Below are 20,534 nucleotides of genomic sequence, written 5' to 3' on the forward strand. Positions count from 1 at the left end.
CACATCGTGGGCGGCATGCGCTGCGTGCGGGTCAGTCCCGGTTCCAGCCGCCGCCGCAGGTGTGGCGGCGAATTCTGTGTCTTCCATCATCGTGTCACTCGGTCTTGCAGTGTGTTGTGTCATCGCTGTCGCTCCGGCCTGTCAGGTCCGATCGCGCCAGATCAGCATCAGGAAATACGGGCCGCCGACGAACGTCGCCAGCAGCCCCGCCGGCATCTGGTCAGGGAATAGCGCATTGCGCCCGATCCAGTCCGCCAGCACCAGCATGGCCGCGCCCACAAACGCGCCGCCGAAAATTTGCGACACCGGACGTTGCAGGCCCAGCAGTCGTGCGATATGTGGCCCCATCAGGCCCACGAACGAGATCGGGCCGATGATGAGCGTGGCCGCAGCGCTGAGCACGGCGGCGGCGAGCAGCAGCCCGAAGCGGGCACGTCCGACGTTCACGCCGACCGACCGGGCGACGGCTTCCCCCAGCGGCAGGATGTCGAGCGCACGTGCGGCGAAGAGCACCAAGGGCAACAGCACCACCGCGATCATCAACGCCACGCTCGCCTGCGTCACCCCGACGCCGTAAGTCGACCCCGCCATCCACGCCAGCAGCATCGCCATGCGCGGGTCGCCGCTGGCCATCATCAATGACGCCAGGCCGCTGAACACGGTGCTGATACCGATGCCGGTGAGAATCAGGCGCTCCGGCGAGAAGCCGCTCCGGCGCGCGAGCAGGAACATCGCGCCGAGCGCGAGAAACGACCCGGCCGAGGCGGCCGCAAGCTGCATGGTCTGCGACGGCGAATTCACCGCGAACAGCAGCACGATCAATCCGAGCGACGCGCCCGACGAAATCCCCAGCACTTCCGGACTCGCCATCGGATTGGCCGTCAGACGCTGAATCAGAATGCCCGCGACCGAGAGCATGGCCCCCGCCGCCAGCGCTCCGACCACACGCGGCACACGCAGCGACGTCAATTGGCCGAGCGACGCAAACGTGTCCACCCGCCATCCCGACAACCCTTGCGAGACGAGAACGGCGGCCACCGTCATGGCGACGAGCACGACGAGCGCGCCGATGACCACGACCCAGAGATTGCGCGGCTCGCGCTGCACGATCGGCCCTTCGGGTCGATGCATATGCGCGCTGTCGTGCAATTGCGGCAGCAGCCACAGCAACAGGGGCGCCCCGAGCAGCGCTGTCGCGATCCCCGTGGGAATCTCCGGAATCCACTGACCGAGCCACTGCACCAGTTGATCCGCCAGCCACAGCAGCAATGCGCCGATGATCGCGCCCCAGGTCAGACGCCGGCCGAGCGTACGCGCGCCAGCCAGACGCGCGAGCGCAGGCCCGGCCAGTCCCACGAAGCCGATCACGCCCAGTGCGCTGACGATCCATGCACACAACAATGTGCCGACGAAAAGCGCGCACAGACGCAACCCGCGCAGCGATACCCCGAGGGCACGCGAGGCCTCGTCCCCCACGGACATGACCGAGAGCGGGCGCACCAGCAACGCCGTCGCCACCGCACCGAGCGCAATGCGTGGCAGCAACTGCTGTGCGATCGTCCAGCTATTCTGGTTGAGCGCGCCGGATTGCCAGACGAACACGCCGAGCAATCCTTCGTGGAAGAACAACGACAGCACCGAGCCGATGGACCCCGCGCAAAGTGTGACGACCAGCCCGCACAGAATCAGCACCAGCGGCGAGAGCGAGTGCGCCCACGCGATGACGAACACCAACGTGAATGCGGCGACGGCACCGCCGAGCGCGACAGCGTCGCGATGCTCGATGAGCAGCGACGGCATCCACAGTGTCGTGAGCGTCATCGCCAGATTGGCCCCGGCGGCCACGCCCAGCGTCGTGGGCTCGGCGAGCGGGTTACGCAGGACATGCTGAAACAGCCCGCCGGCCAGCGACAACGCCACGCCCGCCAGCAGCGAGACCGCCAGACGCGGCGCAAACGAATACTCGATCACCACGCGCTTCATGTCGTCGGGATCGGCGGCGGGCAGCAAGCCGCGCCAGCCCGTGGCGGGCAGCGCATTGTGCAGATTGAGCCACGTGAGTCCGAGCGCCAGCACGAACAGAAGCAGAACGAACGACAGCGGCGACGTCTCGCGCGGCGGCATCGGCGTCGGAATGACCGCGCTAGACATGGCGAAAATCCTCACGGCGAACGAGTCCGTCAAGCCCGCTCAGCAGCGTCATGGCAGAAGGATACGAATTGAAAAGATCGATGAGCGGAATTCGGTAGACACGCCCTGCACGGACGGAGGCGAGCCGGTTCCAGAATGGGCTGACGGCGAGTTGACGCAGCGCGGCCGTCGTCGACGCACCGAAGTCGACGACCACGATGTCGGCATCCGGCGCTTCTGCCAGCAATTCCACACCGCCGACGCTGAATCCATACTCGTTGGTGCTGCGCGTCCATGCATTGCGAAGCCCCACACGCGTCATCACGTCCCACATGATGCTGTTGCGGCCATACGCGACCATGGAGCGTCCGCCATCGTTGAGCGTGACAAGATACGTCTGACGTTGCGGCGGACGGCCACTCTGCGCGAGCGTGCGTGCGACCTCGGCCATGCGCGCTTCGACCTGCCCGATATAGGCAGCGGCCTGTGCTTCACGACCGGTCAGGCGCGCCAGCGTGCGCAGACCGTCGGCCGCCCGGTCGAGCGCGCCGATCTGGCCGGTAAAGATGTCCAGATGGGTGACCGGGGCGACCACGCTCATGCGCTCGCGGGCGATCTGCGGCGTAGTGACGGTCACGCACCAGTTGATGCCTAGCTCGATCATCAGTTCGAGGTTCGGCTCGATGGGATCGCCACTGTTGACGATATTCATGCCCGGCGGCATGCGAGGCTCCGCGCCCATCGAGTCGTAGAAAGCGCGATCGGCACCGGCAATGGGTTCGACCCCGAGCGCGAGCAGCGACGACACTGCGCCGCGATCGGGCGCAAGAATGCGCAGCGCGGACCCCGTCGGCGGGCGTCCGGCCGCCTGGACCAGAGAACCGGCCCCCGCCAGCATGGCGGCGGCACCGGCACAAAAACTACGACGTTTCATGCAACTTTCCGAGGGTTCTCGCCCGCGCGTCGCCAGTGTCGGCGCACGCGAGCGGTAAGGTCGTCAGGGAGATCGGCGCGACACCGCCAGCGCAGATGCATCGCCCTTTTGCCACATGGCGAGCCAGCGCTCACGTTGTTGCGCGTTCGCTTGCGGTGCAAGCGCCAGCGAGACGACCGACGAGCCGTGGCTGTCCAGCCACGTGATGTCTTCCGATTGACGGTGCGCGTCGTCCGGCGCACCGATGTCGGCGCACTGCGCGGCGATACCCGATGCCCGCACATGCAGGGTGAAGTGACGGATCTGCACGCTGAGCCATCCGCCGCCGATATTCTCGATCTTCTCGATGCGCCCGTCCTGCGCCAGCGACGCCGCGCCGTTGTTCACGCCAATGCGCACCGGCCAGCCGTTCGTTCGGGCGGTGTCCAATGCATCGGCCAGCGCCAGGCGAGCGCGACGTCCGTCATCGCTAGCCATCACACAGCGGCCTTGCGTTACCGGCACCTGTGCAGCCACTGGCGTGGGCGTCGCATCGGTTACCGAAGCGATGTCCTGCTGTCCCGCGCGATATGACGCGACAAATGCATCGTAGTCCATCACATGCGCCGCCGGTTTCGAGTCCAGGACCGTCATCTTAGCGATATTCCGACCCTGTGCGTCGAAGAACTGCAACTGGCGGTACGGTTCGCGCTTCGGGCCGTAGTATCGGGTGACGGCATACGCGGACTGCCAGCGCGAGACGTCCAGCGACATGCCCAGCGCCGGGGTCGCGTGGCCGTTCGCATCGAAGAGCGGTTTGGACGACCGCACGATTTTTTCGCCGATGCCCTGCTCTGTTCGCACCATCACCTCGAGACCTCCCAACCGGTGAAGGTTGGCAAGCATCGCCGGGAAGTCCTCGCGCCCCATGCGCAGCGGCACGATCACGCTGCCCTGCTCCGATGCCACGAGCGCCGCCTCGGACGTGCCCAGCAGTTCGCTGGCCTCGCGTGCCGGGAGGCCTTGCGACGCCAACGCCTGCCACCGGGCCGGGAGCGTCGGCGAAGCGCCGACATCGGACAGCACGGACGGCGTCGCCTGCGCACTGTCGAGCCACGCGCCGCCACTATCCGGCTTCGCTGACGTTGCCGAGGTGACTGCATCGAGCGGACGCGCCACCCACGCCTGCTTGCCGTAGCGCAGCGTGCCGTCGGCAAAATGCGGCGACGCCGGATCGTCGGCCTGCGAACCGGCCATGAGCGTACGTGCGTCGACGGGTCCGCCGTTCGCCCCGAACGTCACGACCTGCATGTAGCTGTTCGAGAACGCGTGGGCATCGATCTTCAATGCGCCGTCCTCGATACGGGCTTCACTATTGCATCCCGAGGTGAAGTAGCCTTCGTCGTCGCATCCGCCGAACCACGGGATTCTGACGCCGTTGCGCGTGGCGTACATGGCCGAGCCTGTTTCGACGTCCGGCGTAAATCCGCCTTCACGCAGGCGCAGCACGGCGACACCCAGCCCATTGACGAGCGTCTTGCCGTCGAGCTTCAGCGTCGCAGGCGTGTCCAGCGGACGTTGCGGATCGAACGGCACGGCAAAGCGCTTGTCTTCCGGCACGGCTTTGATCTGCGCCCACCAGGCATTCCACAGCACCGCCCCCTGCGCAAAGGTGCCGCCCGTGTTATCCCATTTTTTCAACACCGCGCATGCCGGTGCAATGTCGACGTCGCGCGGCGCGGCGGTCTTGACCGGCTGACTGCCCTTCTGGTCGCCGGACGGATCCACCGTCACGATCTGCCGACGACCGTCGGCACGACAGGCGCTCGCCAGCGCTTGCGACTTGAACAGCAAGGCGGACATCGTTCTGGCATCGAGCGCAGCGCGCGCGACCGTATCGACGCTCGCGCCCGGCGCACCGAGGCCGTCGCTGCCCTGCATGCGCTGCTCGGCGATACGAAAGCCCAGACGCGGCCGCAACCCCATCTCCGTGCGCTCCTGCCCCGTCACTGCGGCGAAGCCGGTGAGCGGCTGCGCCGGATTGACGATCCAATGCGTGTTGTTCATGTTCGCGACGTAATCGTTGCGAAACATCTGCGGCATGGCGTCGGCAGGCAACGCGCCGGCCTGTGCCGCGCCCGGACTGGTCTGCCAGTCGCACGTCGAGCGCGAGCCGTCGAGGAAGGGCACGCCCGGCACCTGCGAGGCGAGCGCCTTGCCCAGCGGCGGCGTGCATCGGGCGGCCAGCGAGTCCGGCACGTTGGGCATGGCGCCGACGTCACCGAACCACACGCGCGGATCGTCGCGACCGATCGCGACCGTGTTCACCCAGGGGGTCGCCGCCTCGCGGCGCGCGATGCCGACGAATTCGTCCAGTGACGACGCCCGGCCCCACGCGAGGAAGTTCGCGAAGACCCGGTAGTTATCGGCGTTGATGTCCCGGATCACGAACGCCTGCCCCGGCTTGCCCGGCGCCGTGGCACGCCATTGCAACGCGGGTGAGAGCGATGCGAGATTCACGACCGGCCCCAGCGCCGTGCGATACAACGTGCGGGTATGCGGGCGCACCGTGCCGTCGCTCTCGCGTACGGGCACCGAGACGACGACCGGCGCCATCGCCACCGGCTTGCCGTCGACCAGATACGTGGTGTCGCTATCGGGGGCGAGGGACAACTGAAACAGACCGAATCGACGCGCCGCCGACACGGTGTGCGTCCACGCGACATTGTGGTTGAAGCCGATCATGACGACCGGCACGCCGAGGAACGACACGCCACTGACGTCGAGCTGGCCGGGCAACGTCAGGCGCATCTGATAGAAGCGATCAGGTCCTTCGAGAAACCAGTGCGGATTGCCGAGCAACACCGACGTGCCGCCTTGACCGGAAGCCCCACGAGCGCTGCCTTGCGCACCGAACGCCAGTGCGTTGCTGCCGATACCCCGCCCGCCGCCCACGTCGAATGCGCCGGGGCGCAACGCAAGCTTGTCCATCGACGCCGCACCGCCTTGCGCTTGGGGCGCAGCGGGCGCGTTGCCGGGCGGTTTTGCGCTCACGACACGTCCGGCGAAGCGGGCCATGCCCCCGGCAAGGTTGGCTGCGAAAAGACGTCGATAGACATCCTCCGGCGAGATCGTCGTCACCCACGGTGCGTTGCGGCACGCGGCGTGCGCCGGATCGACACCGCTCGCCCCGCCGCGCTGCCAGTCGTTCACGTAGCGGTTGTAACCGGCGACAAACCCGTCGACGAGCGCACGAAACTGCGGCGTCTGCGCGTCGCGATAGGCTTGCAGCCGAGCATCGTCAGCGACGAAGCGGAAGAAAAAGTCGGAATCGAGATTGTCGAGTTCGCCAAGCGTGCTGGCCGTCGGCTGCTGGCCCTGCGCACCGAAGTAGCGCGAGCGCTCGCCACGGTACGTGACAAACGCCTGCGCCATGGTGCACAGGTCGTCCTGCGCCTGCACGTACGCGGCGCCCCAGCCGAGGCTGCCCCAATCGTTGGCGACCACATGCGGCACGCCGTCGGTGGTCCGTTCGATTCGGGCGCGATAGGACTGCGCGCTGCCCTCGCTGGCGCTGCCGGGCGAGCGAGACGTATCCGTCGCGCAAGCGCCGAGTATCGCCAGACACAAGGCGCCGGACACGGAGAGGGTGAGGAATTTACGAGGGTTCACGGTACGTGGAATACGAAGTGTCATGAGTCGTCACCCTGCCGGGTGTCTTCGGCACCCGCGATATCATCCGGTTCGCGCAGCGCGCTGAGGGCACGATGCAGCGCCGCCATGAAATCCGGATGACGCACGATGCCGGTGTGATCCGTGTCGAAGCTCTCGACCGCGACACTGCCCGCATGCGCGCGCCATGCCCGGGTCGCGGCAATTGCATCGAGTGCCACAGTCGTATCGCCATCGCGACGGGCCAGCCACAGGTGCATCGACACCGGCAACAGGTCCGCGTCGCCCGCGTTGGACGACACGGCGTCGAAGTGCTTGCCGATGCGCAGCGCGGTCGCAAACCACTGACGCCCGTCGTCGCCCTCGGGGATCACCCCCTGCCAGCGCCCGGCATCGGCCTGCATCGCGGCTTGCAGAAAGTCGATTTCCGCGTCGGTGACGGTCATCGCCTGCGCAATATCCGACGCGCCGTCGCGGGTTTCGTCATCCGATGCGGCACGCTCGGGCGCCGCACCGTCCACGCTGCCGAGGAAGTCGACAACGTCGCCGTCTGCCACGAGCACCCCGGCGACATGGCGGGCCATTGCCGCGCCGCTCGACCAGCCCAGCAGACGATAAGGCCCTCGCGGCTGGACACGACGGATCGCCGCCGCATAGTCGCGAGCCATTGCGTCGAGCGACGTCGGCGCCCAGTCGGCATCGGTGTACATCGGCGACTGCACGCCGTGAACCTGCGCCACATCCTCCAACGCACTCGCGAGCGCCCGGTACTCGCCGACAAGACCGTAGCCGGGATGGATCGCAAACAGTTGCCGTGCCGCCGTTGCCCCGCCGAGCGTGACGATGTTCGCCGGACGCCCCTGCGACGCCTCATCCAGCCACGTCGCCAGACCGGCCACCGTCGGATGCGAGAACAGGCCTTCCAGCGAGAAATGCGTCACGCCGCTGCGCTGGGCACGGGCCGCCACCCTGAGCGCCGCGAGCGAATCGCCGCCGATGGCAAAGAAATTGTCGTGACGGCCGAAGCCATCGCGACCCAGCGTGTCACACCAGATGTCGAACAGCAGCGCTTCAGTCGGTGTCGCAGGCCCCTGCGCGGCGTCGCCCGGCGTCGGCGCGGACGGCTCAGGCAAGGCCGCACGGTTGAGTTTGCCGTTGGGCATGAGCGGCAGCGCATCGAGCTGCACGAAGGCGCCCGGGATCATGAACGCAGGCAAGCGCGTCTGCAACGCATCTCGAAGGTGGCTGGCGTCGATCAGCGTTGCATCGCCCGTGACGTAACCGACAAGTTGTCGGTCGTCGCCCTGCCCGCGCAGCTCCGCCACCGCTTCACGCACGCCGGGAACGCTTCGCAACGCCGATTCGACTTCGCCCAGCTCGATACGGAAGCCGCGCAGCTTGACCTGCTGGTCCATCCGACCGAGGAAATCGATGGTGCCGTCCGGGCGTTTGCGGCAAAGGTCGCCGGATCGATACATGCGACCGCCGTCGTTACGGTGCGGATCGGGCACGAACTTTTCCGCCGTCAGGGCAGCGCGGCCAAGGTAGCCGCGCGCCAGCGTTTCGCCGCCGATGCACAGCTCGCCAAGCGCCCCGACCGGCAACACGTTGCCAGCGTCGTCGCACACATAGACGTCGCGCGACGGATACGGCCCGCCGATGGACACGATGGGCTGGGCACAATCGGCGTCCTGCGTCGGACGATACATGCAGGCGACCGTGGTTTCCGTCGGCCCATAGAGGTTGTCCAGACGAATGTGAGCGAGCGGCCCGCTGCGCCATTGCCGCAAGGCGTCGCCGGGCAACCCCTCGCCGCCGACCGTGATCTGCCGCAGCGCGAGCGATGCCGGTTCCGGCGGCTCGTGCAGCCATTGTTGCCAGTACGCGGTCGGAATCCGCGCGAACGTCACCTGCTCCGCGACCAGTTGACGGTTGGTCGTCGCCAGATCCCACGCCTTCGCGCCACGCATTTCGATGCTGCCGCCCTGCATGAGCGAAGGCAGCATTTCGTGCAACGCCACGTCGAAATTGATCGTCGACGACTGCAACTGCCGGTCGGTTGCCGAGATGCCGTACGTCGCGATGAAGTCGTTCAGATGCAGCGCAAGACTGCGATGGCTCACCGCGACGCCCTTCGGGCGGCCCGTCGAACCGGAGGTGTAGATGACGTAGGCGAGTTGATCGCCATGAACATCGGTATCGTCAGATGCGTCGCCTGTGGTCACGGCCGCTTGCCCATCAGCCGACGGGCGAAGCGTGTCGATGTCGATCGCCTCACGTTGCGTGAACAGCGTAGCGAGCGCTTCACGCGTCGTGGCATCGGTCAGCAGACGCGTCACGCCGGCATCTTCCATCATGTAGGCCAGACGATCGGCCGGATACTCGGGATCGAGCGGCACGAACGCCGCACCGGCGCGCAACACGCCGATCAGCGCGGGAACCAGTGCCACCGAGCGGCGCAGACAGAGTCCTACCCGCTCCTCCGGCCGCACCCCCGACGCCTTGAGCGCCGCCGCGACGCGCCCGGACCATGCGTCGAGATCCGCATACGTGAGATGTTCGCCTTCGCAGTGCACCGCGCGCTGGACGGCATGCGCCCGGGCTGATTCGATCAGCGTCTGTGCGACCGGCCGCCATGGCTTGGCCGTCACGCTGCCGCTGCCAGATACCTCATTGACATCGACGGGGGCGTCGACGAGGCGAACGTCCCCAAGCGCAACGTCGGGCGGCGCGACCATCGCTTCATCGCGCACCAGACGGTCGATCACCTGACGGTAACGTCCGAGCATCGCTTCGATGGCATCGCGCTCGAAGATATCGCAGGCGTACGTCAGCGACAGCCCGAACGCGTCGTCGTCGAACACGTTGAGTACGAGGTCGAAGCGCGCGGTGGCGGCCTCGCTGGCCAACAGCCCGAACTGCACGCCCGGGAGTGCGGTCGGCTTGTCCGGCCGCACGCCGTAGTTGAACATCACCTGGAACAGCGGCGTGTGGCTCAGGCTGCGCGGCACCTTCAGCGCATCGACGACGCGGGCGAACGGCACATCCTGATTCGCCTGCGCCTCAATCATGCGCTCGCGGGTGTGCGCCAGCAGGTCGCCGAGCGTCTGCAAACCATCAAACTCCGCGCGAATCACCAGCGTATTGACGAAGAAGCCGACGAGATCGTCTGTGGCCGGATGCACGCGACCGGCCACCGGCACGCCCACGCGAACGTCCTTCTGCGCGGCATAACGAGACAGCGTGAGTTGCCAGGCGCTGAGCAGGACGGTGAACGGCGTCGTGCCGTAACGGCGGGCAAGTGCGCGCACGCCGTGGCTAATAGCGTCGGGCAGCTCGGCGGTAATCCGTGCGCCGAGATCCGCGCGCAGCCCGGCGCGCTTGCGGGCGACAGGCAATTCCAGCACCGGATGCTCGTCGCCGAGTCGGGCGTGCCAGTAGGCCAGTTGCGACGTTTCGCGTGCCTCGTCGAGCCATTCGCGGTGCCATTCGGCGAAGTCTCCGTAATGGGCCTGAAGCGGCGCGAACGCCGGAGCGTCGCCCGCCAGCCGCGCCGTGTAGGCCGTTCCGAAATCGTGGGCGAGCACCCCGACCGACCATTCGTCGGCCACGATGTGATGCGTCACGAAATGCAGGACGTGCGACGTCGGGCCGACCCGCAACAGCGTCACACGCAGGATCGGGCCGCGCGCCAGATCGATCGGCGCAGACGACAACGAACGCAGACGTGCCTGCAAGGCTGCGCCCTTGTCGTCGCCTTCCCCATCCTCGACATCCTCGACCGACCAACCGAACGCGTCGGGGGCGTCGATCATCTGCCACGGCATGTCGTCGATGGACGCAAAGCGGCTATGCAGCACTTCGTGTCGGGCCACGACATCGGCCACGGCAAGCTGCAATGCTTGCGGATCGAGTTGTCCGTCGAAGCGGAATGCGCCCGTCATGTGATACGCGGCGCTCGTCGGGTCCATCTGCCAGAGGAACCAGAGGCGCGCCTGACCGTGCGTAAGCCGTGCACGACGTGCGTCCCCACGCCGGGGAATCGGTGCGATAACGCTGGCGTCCTGCGGCGCGTTCGACACCATGCACTGCGCAAGCGTCGACAGCGTGGCCGCGGCGAACACGTCGCGCAAGGCGAGCGCCTTGCCGTGCTTCGTCGCCAACTGCGAGACGATCTGCATCGCCTGCAACGAATGCCCGCCCAGCGCGAAGAAATTGTCGTCCCGGCTGACGGATGCGACGCCCAGCACGTCACGCCAGACCTCGGCGAGCGTCGCTTCATCGCCCGCTTCAGGCGCAACGAAGTGGCGCGGGGCGACGTCCGGGGCCGGCAAGGCCTTACGGTCGATCTTGCCGTTGGGCGTGAGCGGCAGCGCGGGCAACACGAGGATGACCGCCGGGACCATGTAGTCGGGCAACTGCGCGGCCAGCTCGCTGCGCAGCGCGTTCGCGTCAGGGGCATCGGCCGGGCTGGCCGGGCTGACGTAGCCCACCAGTTGCGTGCCGGATGCCCCGTCATGCGCCACCACGACAGCGGCACCGACACCCGCCGACGCCGCCAGCCGGGCCTCGATCTCGCCGAGTTCGATCCGGTGTCCGCGAATCTTGACCTGATGATCCGTACGGCCGAGGAATTCGAGCGTACCGTCGTGCTTCCACCGGGCCAGATCGCCCGTGCGGTACAGGCGCTGACCTTGCGACGAGAACGGATCGGGGACGAAGCGCTCGGCGCTCAGGTCGGCACGTCCGAAGTAACCGCGCGCCAGACCGCTGCCCCCGAGGTACAGTTCGCCGGCCACGCCCGGCGGCACCGGCGCAAGCCGCGTGTCTAGCACGCGTGCCTGCGTGCCCGCGATGACCTGCCCCAGCACCGGCTTGCCGACAACGCGCCCCAACATCGACCAGATCGTCGTCTCGGTCGGTCCGTACAGGTTCCAGAGTTCACAGCCGCGCGCACGCAGCGCGTCGGCCAGATCCGGCGGCAGCGCTTCACCGCCGCACAACGCCCGCAGCGCCGGCCACGGTTGCCCGGACGCCAGCAGCATGCGCCACGTGGCGGGTGTCGATTGCAATACGGTCGCCTCGCTGGTGCGCAGCAATTCCGCCAGCGCGAAGCCGTCGCGTGCCGTGTCTCGTGACGCCACGATCACCTGCGCGCCCAGCGTGAGCGGCAAGAAAAGCTCCAGCGCGGCAATATCGAACGACAACGACGTGACGGCAACCCATCGATCGCTCGCCGACAGCCCCGGACGCCGCGCAAGTCCCGAAAGGAAGTTCGACAGGCCGCCGTGGCGCACCATCACGCCCTTGGGCTTGCCAGTCGAGCCGGAGGTGTAGATCACGTAAGCCAGATGTTCCGGGCCGACGGGCACGTTCGGTGCCTCGTCGATGCCGTCGGGATCGCTCCCTGAAGTCCCGACATCGAAGCGATCCAGCAGCAGACACGTCGAGCCTGCGGGCAACGGCAACGTCGCCTGAAGCGACGACTGCGTGATGAGGCGCGTCACGCCGCTGTGTTCCAGCATGTACTGCAGACGCTGCGCCGGATAAGCCGGATCGAGCGGCACGTAGCAACCGCCCGCCTTGAGCACGCCGAGCAGCGCCACGAGCATGCCTGCGCCTCGCTCCAGTGCGATGGCGACGGGCACGTCTGCCCCGACACCCTGTGCGATCAGCGCGTGCGCCAATCGATTGCTGCGACGCTCCAGTTCAGCGTAGGTCAGGCAATCGTCATCGGCGCGCACGGCCATCGCGTCGGGGGTCAGTCGCGCCTGCGCCGTCACGCGGACATGCACCGGCGCGTCGGTCGAAAAGTCCTCCGTCGCAACGCCCCAGGCGTCGAGTTGTGCCGCCGCCTGCGCGTCGACAAGGGGAATGTCGCCGATGATCGCGTCGTCCGAGGCGCACAGTACCGTCAGCAGCGTCTCAAACTGGCGCGACAGACGCGCCATCGTCGAGGCTTCGAACAATTCGCGCGCATAGGTGAAACTCCCGGCGATCGCGCCGTCGGAAGCTTCGCCGACGTTGAGCGTCAGTTCGAATTGCGCGGCCTCGCCGCCGGTGTCGAAATGACGCGTCGCGAGCCCCGGCAGATCGCGCAGCACGCGGTAATCCTCGCGCTGATGATTGAACATGACCTGGAAGAGCGGTGTGTGGCTCACGCTGCGTGTCGGGGACAACGCATCGACAAGCGTGTCGAACGGCAACGTCTGATGATCCATCGCCGCCTGCGTGCGCTCGGCGACGTTACGCACCAGCGCCGCCGCACGCAGGCGCTCTGGGAAGTCAGCACGCATGACGAGCGTATTGATGAACACGCCGATCAGGTTGCCGAGTTCGGGATGGTCACGGCCCGACACGGGCACGCCAACGCGAATTTCGCGCTGCATGCACCAGCGATGCAGCAATGCCTGGAAGGCCGAAAGCAGCACGACATAAGGCGTCACGCCGTGACGACGGGCCGCGTTGCGCACCGACACGACTGTCGCGTCGTCCAGCTTGAACGGTTGACGGCCCGCCTTGTACACGCCGACCGGATGACGCGGATGATCGTGCGGCAGATCTAGCACGGGATGCGCATCAGCGCCTTCGCCGAGCAGCGAACGCCAATACGAAAGTTGCCGGTCACGCTCCGCGCCGTCGAACGTCTCGCGCTGCCATGCGGCGTAGTCGCCGTACTGAATCGGCAGTTCGGCTCGCGTCGGGGCAGACGGCGCGTCCGACGCGCCGACCTGCGCCGTGTAGGCCGCCACGAACTCGTCGAGCAGCACGCCCACGGACCAGCCGTCGGCGACGATATGATGCATGGCGATGAGCAGCACATGGTCCGGCTGTGCCTGCGTGCCCTGCCCGTTCAGCCGCATCACGCCGACACGCAACAGCGGTCCGCGCTGCAAATCGAACGGTGCGTCGGCGAACGCCTGCGCTCGGGCCGACGCCTCGTCGGCGGACACATCGAATGCCTGCCAGTCGAAGTCCGGTGCGTCGTGCACGACCTGCACCGCCTCGGTCTCACCCGCCGGAATCTCGAAGGTCGTGCGAAGCACTTCGTGCCGCGCCACGATCCGTGCGAACGCGTGACGCACGGCTTGCTCGTCCAACGCGCCGCGTAAGCCGATGCCGCCCGCCACGTGGTAGGCGCCGCTCTCCGGTTGCAGATGCCACAGGAACCACAGTCGCCGTTGTGCATGCGACATGGGCAATGCCTGACGCGAACGGAGGCTTCGGGGAATCGGCGCTGTCATCGGCCCGCTCGCCTGCATCGAGGCGGCGGCCAGCGCCGCCAGCGATCGATGGACGAACAACTGACGGGGCGTAAGTGAGATGCCTCGTGCGGCCGCACGCGCGACCACCTTCAGCACCAGAATCGAGTCGCCGCCGAGCGAGAAGAAATTGTCGTTGCGACCCACGCGCGCGAGGCCGAGCACGTCCGCCCAAACCTCTGCCAGCGCAATTTCGCGCTCACCGTCAGGCGCTTCATATTCGCTTTGCCCGAAGGACGGTGCCGGCAACGCACGGCGGTCGAGCTTGCCGCCCGGCGTCATGGGCAGCGCATCCAGCACGACGATGGCCGACGGCACGAGCGGCGCCGGAAGCGACGCTTCGAGCGCGGCACGCAACGCGATCGCATCCGGCTGACACGCCGGCTGCCCTGTGACGTAAGCGGCCAGCCGCGTGCCCGCGTCGCTGTCGAACGCACTCACGACGGCTTCGCGCACGCCCGGCTGGGCGAGCAACGCGGCTTCGATTTCACCGAGTTCGACCCGGAAACCCCGGATCTTGACCTGAAAGTCGACGCGGCCGAGGTATTCCAGCTCGCCGTCGGCACGCCAGCGCACGAGATCGCCGGTGCGATACGCACGGCTGCCCGGGGCCCCGAACGGATCGGGCACGAAGCGCTCCGCCGTCTGCGCGGCCCGGTCGAGATAGCCACGCGCAAGCAGATCGCCACCGATGAGCAACTCACCGACAGCGCCCTGCGGCGCCAGCGTCATGTCAGGCGTGACGACGTACAGTTGACGACCTTCGAGCGCCCGCCCGATCGGCACGCTCGCCGTGGCATCGGTTGGCGTATCGGAAGCGGTCCATGCAGACGCGGTGACGACCGCCTCCGTAGGACCGTAGGTATTGAGCAAACGGATATGTCCGAGGTTGGCGTGCTCGCGCCAGCGACGCCACCCTTGCGCCGACATCGCTTCACCGCCCACATGCAGTTGCCTGACACCCGCGAGCGGTGCGCCCTGCGTCGACGTACCGTCGAGCGTCTGTGCCAGCACGTTCCAGTACGCCGTGGGCAAGTCGACGACCGTCACGCCGTCTCTCGCGACGTTCGCCACGAATTCGTCCGCGCTCCACAATTGCGGCCCGCGCAGCACCACGGCCGCGCCGACGTGAAGCGCCGGGAAAAGCTGTTCGACGAAGCCGTCGAAGTTCATGGTCGAGAACTGCAACACGCGGTCGTCGCGTGTCAGCCGACACAGCGATGCCCACACGCGCGCATGCGCCGCAAGCCCGCCATGGCTGACCGCCACGCCCTTGGGCTTGCCCGTCGACCCCGACGTATAGATCACGTAAGCGAGATGCCCCGGCAGCAGTGCCACCCGAGGGGCGCTGTCGAGCGCGTCGAAGCCATCGACCGTGTCATGCGAGGCATCGATATCGACGCGAAGCACCCCGTCAGGCAATGCCACGTGAGCGCTTGCTTCATGACCGAGAACCAGCGTCGCACCGCAGTCGTCGAGCATGTCGGCGAGTCGCTGCGGCGGATAGTCCGGATCGAGCGGCACGTAAGCGCCCCCCGCCTTGAGGACAGCCAGAATCCCGACGATCATGTCGATCGATCGCGACAACGCCACGCCCACACGCGTGTCGGGCGTCACCCCCAACGCGATCAGACGATGCGCCAGACGTTTCGCTCGCCGGTCGAGCATGGCGCGCGTAAGCGACACGCCATCGTGGCGCAACGCCAGCGCCTCGGGGTCCTGCGCAGCATTCGCCTCAAACTGGCAGTGCACCGGCAGGAACGGGGCGGCGGCCTGCAAGGTCCGTCCGTGCGCCAACAGATGGTCGTGCGCTTGCGGCGTGTGCAGCGTCAGTTCCCCCAGCGGCGAATCCGGAGTCGCGACGAACGCCGTGAGCAGCACCACGAACTGTTCGCACATCCGTGCCATCGTCTCTGGCGCAAACAACTCTCGGGCGTAATCGAAGCTGCCGGTGATCCCGCCGGACGCCAGTTCGTTCGCACTCAGCGTCAATTCGAACTGCGCAGCACGCTCGCGTGGCAAGTAGCGCTCCACATGCAGCCCATCGAGCGCCTGCACGGGACTTGCATCATCGCGCTGGTAGTTGAGCAACACCTGGAACAACGGTGTATGCGTGAGGCTGCGCTCCGGCGCCATGGTCTCCACGAGCGCCTCGAACGGCAACGCCTGATGGGCGGCCGCTTCCAGCACCTGGGTGCGAGTCCGGTCAAGCAGTTGCGCCACGGTCTGCGACGCATCGAGCTGTGCGCGCATCACCTGCGTGTTCATGAACAGACCGATCAGCGGCGCGCTCTCGGGTAACTCGCGTCCGGCAATCGGCACGCCCACCCGTACATCGCGCAGGCCGCTGTGTCGCGAGAGCAACCACTGGAACGCCGCCAGCACGATCATGAACGGCGTGGCGCGATGCGCGGCGGCAAGCGCGCGAATCCCGCCCGTCAATGCCGGGGAAAGCGAGAACGGCGCGGCGGCTTCCGTGTACTGCGCCAACGGTTCGCGCGGATGATCCGACGGCAGCAGCAACACGGGGGCTGCCTCGCCGTCGCCCAGCGTCGCGCGCCACCAGTCGAGTTGGCGCTGCCGCTCGCCGGCCGCCAGCCGGTCACGCTGCCATTGCGCAATGTCCGCGTATTGCAAAGACAGCAGCGCAAGCGTTGCGGTCTGTCCGGTGAGCGCTGCCTGATAGCCCGCGACGAACTCACGCAGCACGATGTCGATGGACCACCCGTCCGCCACGATGTGATGCATCGCGACGAGCAGGATATGGTGATGCGAGGCCCGTGCCGAAACCTTTCCTTCCGCCTGTTCCTGCACTGGCGCCGCATCGGCGGGCAACGCCAGCAAGGCCACGCGCAACAGCGGTCCGGCGCGCAGGTCGAACGGCGTGTCGTTGAATTCCTGTGCGCGCGCGTGAGCCTCGTCTTCCGATGCGACGTCCACCCACTGCCACGAGAATGGCAGATCGGCATGCACGATCTGTTGCAGCTCGCCGTCGGTATCGGTATCGACAACGGTATCGCTGAACGTGGTGCGAAGCACTTCGTGCCGGGCGACCATAGCAGCGAAGGCACGCCGCACGGCGTCGACGTCCAGCGCCCCTTTCAGGCGCATCGCCCCGGTGATGTGATACGCCGAACTCTCCGGCTGCAACGACCAGAGAAACCACTGGCGCTGCTGCGCATGCGACGCCGCGGCACGCAATTCCGCCCCCTCGCGAACGAGGACTTCGGGGCGACTTTGCGGCTCGTCGTCTCGCGCGACCGCTTCGGCCAGCGCACGCAGCGTTGCCGCTTCAAACCATTGACGCGGGGTGGAAGCGACGCCCGCGCGCGCGGCATGTGCCACACCTCGCAGCGTCAGGATCGAGTCGCCGCCGAGCGCGTAGAAGTTGTCGTCGCGGCCGACGCGTGCCCCGTCATCCAGGCGCAGCGCCGAACGCCATGCCTCGGCGAGCGTGATTTCCACGTCGCCGTGCGGGGCTTCGTAGACAGTGTCACCTTGCTGGGGGACCGGCAACGCACGCCGGTCGATCTTGCCGTTGGGCGTGAGCGGCATCGCGGGCAGCACGATCACGCGGCCCGGCACCATGTAATCGGGCAGCGTACGGCCGATGGCACGGCGAAGCGCCGCCTCGTCCAGCGAGGCGCCCGGCGAAGCCGTCACGTAACCGACGAGACGCGCGCCACCCGGCCCGGTGTGCGCCGTCACTACCGCTTCGCGCACCCCTTCGCATGCGGACAGTCCCGCCTCGATTTCGCCCAGTTCGATACGAAAACCACGAATCTTGACCTGCTGGTCGATACGCCCGATGAACTCGATGTCGCCATCGGCGCGGCGTCGCACGAGGTCGCCTGTGCGATATAGACGCTCACCGAGCCGCGCACCGTCTGCCGCAAACGGATGCGGGACGAAGCGCTCGGCCGTCAGCGAAGCGCGCTGCCAGTAGCCACGCGCCAGCCCTTCACCGCCCAGATAAAGCTCGCCGGGCACACCGACGGGCGTCTCTTCGAGTCGGGTATCGAGCACCCATGCCTGCGTGGCACGGATCGGGGCGCCGAGCGTGGTCTTTTGACCGTCCACGCGTCCGACGAGCGACCAGATCGTGGTCTCGGTCGGACCGTACATGTTCCAGAGCACCACGCCGTTTGCCAGCAGCGACTGCGCCAGGTCCGGCGGCAATGCCTCTCCCCCGCAAAGGCCCTTCAGCCCCCGAAGCGCCGCCTGCGTCTCATGCGCCTCAAGGTCGAGCAACATGCGCCAGGTCGCCGGGGTCGCCTGAAGCACCGTGGCCTGTGTTTGCGTCAGCAACCGCGCAAGCGCTGCGCCATCACGCGTGGTGTCCTTGTCGGCGACGATCAGTTGCGCGCCCGTCACGAGCGGCAGATACAGCTCCAGCGCCGCGATGTCGAACGAAAGCGACGTCACCGCGACCCAGCGGTCGTCGGCGCCAAGCCCGGGACGCTCGCCCAGACTCGCAATAAAGCTCGACAGCGCCGCATGGCGCACCATCACGCCCTTCGGTCGCCCCGTCGAGCCCGACGTGTAGATCACATAGGCCAGATGCTCCGGATGCACGTCCACGCGCAACGTCGGCACGACCCGCTGCCCATCGTCGGGCAGCACCTCGAACGTCCGGATGTCTGCGCCAAACCCGAGTCGCGCGGCGACTTCCGGACACGTGACGATGCGCTGCAAACCGGCATCCGCCACGATATAGGCCAGACGCTCGGCCGGATATTCGGGGTCAAGCGGCACATACGCCGCGCCCGAGCGCAGCACGGCAAGCACGGCGACGACCATGTCGACGGAGCGCTCCAGCGCCACGCCGATGCACACGTCGGGACCGGCGCCATCCTCGACGAGACGCTGTGCCAGCAGGTCCGCACGGCGCATCAGTTCGCCATACGTCACACGCGCATCGCCGCAGACGACAGCGACACGCGACGGATCGAGCGCCGCGCGCGACGCGATGCGCACCGGCAAGGGATCGAGCCGTGCATCGTGGACGTCGGCCGTCGTCTCGTCGGGCAGGCAATCCGCCGACAGATGGGCCGACGTACGCGGCGCAAGCGCGACGGCGCCCGTGGCGCGATCCGGCGTGCTCACCAATGCATCGAGCCACGCCACGAAATCGTCGATCAGGGCGCGAGCGAGCGTGCCATCGACGCGCTCGCGGTCGTATTCGAGGTCGAGATCCGCACCGAGGCTATGCCAGTCGACCGCCAAAGTCAGATCAAACTGGGGCGTGTCGTTGGACAGCGTGAGCACGTCCACCTGCACGTCGCCGACGCGCAACTGCGGCGCCGCGTCCGACTGGCTGAAGTTGAACATCGTCTGGAAGAGGCTGCCGCCATTGCGCCGGGCGGCATCGAGCGCCAGCTCGAACGGCACGTCGAGCCGGTCGAGATTGGCAATACGCGCCCGATTCACCGCCTCGACGACGGCGCGCAACGTTTGCGCAGGACGGTGATGCGCCCGGTAGACCTGCGTACCGACGAAGCAGCCGATCAAGTCCGGTGTCCCCGGAACGTGACGGCCGTCGACGGGCACGCCGACCAGGAAATCGCCGTCGCCGTGGTAGCGACGCAAGGTCAGTTGCCAAAGGCCGAGCAGCGCCACGAACGGCGTCACGCCCGCTTGTCGGCACCACTCGCTCAGCGCCGCGTGGCGAGAGACATCGAGTGCGTGACGCAATACGCCACGCCGAACGCCGGCTTCGCGCACCAGCGGCGCAGGGAGTTGCAACGGACCGTATTCGTCAGCCAGATCCCGTTGCCAGCCATCGAGCGCCGCCTGCCATCTTCCGCTGACGAGCCCCGCGTGTTGGCGTTGGGCATAGTCGGCGTACTGGATCGCAAGCGAGGGCAGCGTGAGCGCCGGGTCGGCGCCTTGCACTCCCGCGAGATAGGCCTGCGCGAACTCGCGCGCCCACACGTCGTTCGACGCGGCGTCCGAGATCAGGTGATGCATGGTGACGGCCAGCACGTACTGCTGTGCGGGCAAGGCGATCCACGTCACGCGCAGCATGGGCGCGGTGGCCGGATCGAACGGGATTCGGGCGCTCTGCGCCGCCAGCGCGGCCACGCGTGCGTCGATATCGGCGACCGGCAGTTCGCGCCAGTCGAGGCGTGTCATGGCGAACGGTACTTCGGACAGTACCGTTTGCGATGGCTCGCCGTCATGCAGGGAAAAACACGTCCTCAGTACGTCATGCCGGGCAATGACCGTGCGAATCGCCTGCTCGATGGCGTTCGCGTCGATATCGGCGCCTTGCAGACGGAACACGCGGGAGATGTGATAGGCATCGTCGTGCGGTGCGAATTGCTGCGCCATCCAGAGACGGCGTTGCGCAAACGACAGCGGCACGGCGCCCGGCAAGGCGGCCGACGCCTCAGCATGCGGCGTTGCCTGCGCGTCGTCGCCACTGGCATCGCCCCTCGCCCCCAGCGACGCCTGCATGTCGCTCATCAGCAATTCCAGCAGCGCGGGGTCGAGATCATCCATGGCCATACCAGCTTCCTCCGATGAAACGGCCCGCGCATTTGCCCGGGCCGGAA

Annotated in this window: 4 protein-coding genes; all 4 read right to left on the minus strand. The window is 67.3% G+C overall.

What is annotated here, in order from left to right:
• Positions 1-141: 141 nt before the first annotated feature.
• The 4 genes from fhuB to A9762_RS09995 all read right to left on the minus strand — a co-directional run bounded on the left by fhuB (position 142) and on the right by A9762_RS09995 (position 20,487).
• Complete coding sequence (gene fhuB, locus A9762_RS09980; protein ID WP_083253798.1) at positions 142-2,151, minus strand: Fe(3+)-hydroxamate ABC transporter permease FhuB; 2,010 nt, start codon at positions 2,149-2,151, stop codon at positions 142-144.
• A complete protein-coding gene (locus tag A9762_RS09985) occupies positions 2,144-3,064 on the minus strand; it encodes an ABC transporter substrate-binding protein (protein WP_069341863.1) in 921 nt (306 codons plus the stop codon). Before A9762_RS09985 ends, fhuB begins: the two co-directional genes overlap by 8 nt.
• 63 nt (positions 3,065-3,127) lie before the next feature.
• Positions 3,128-6,739, minus strand: coding sequence for a penicillin acylase family protein (locus tag A9762_RS09990; RefSeq protein WP_083253799.1), 3,612 nt, complete (start codon positions 6,737-6,739; stop codon positions 3,128-3,130).
• On the minus strand, positions 6,736-20,487 hold the full coding sequence (locus A9762_RS09995) for a non-ribosomal peptide synthetase (RefSeq protein ID WP_069341865.1): 13,752 nt from the start codon (positions 20,485-20,487) through the stop codon (positions 6,736-6,738). Before A9762_RS09995 ends, A9762_RS09990 begins: the two co-directional genes overlap by 4 nt.
• Positions 20,488-20,534: the final 47 nt, after the last annotated feature.

The sequence above is a fragment of the Pandoraea sp. ISTKB genome (assembly GCF_001721285.1).
GTDB lineage: Bacteria > Pseudomonadota > Gammaproteobacteria > Burkholderiales > Burkholderiaceae > Pandoraea > Pandoraea capi.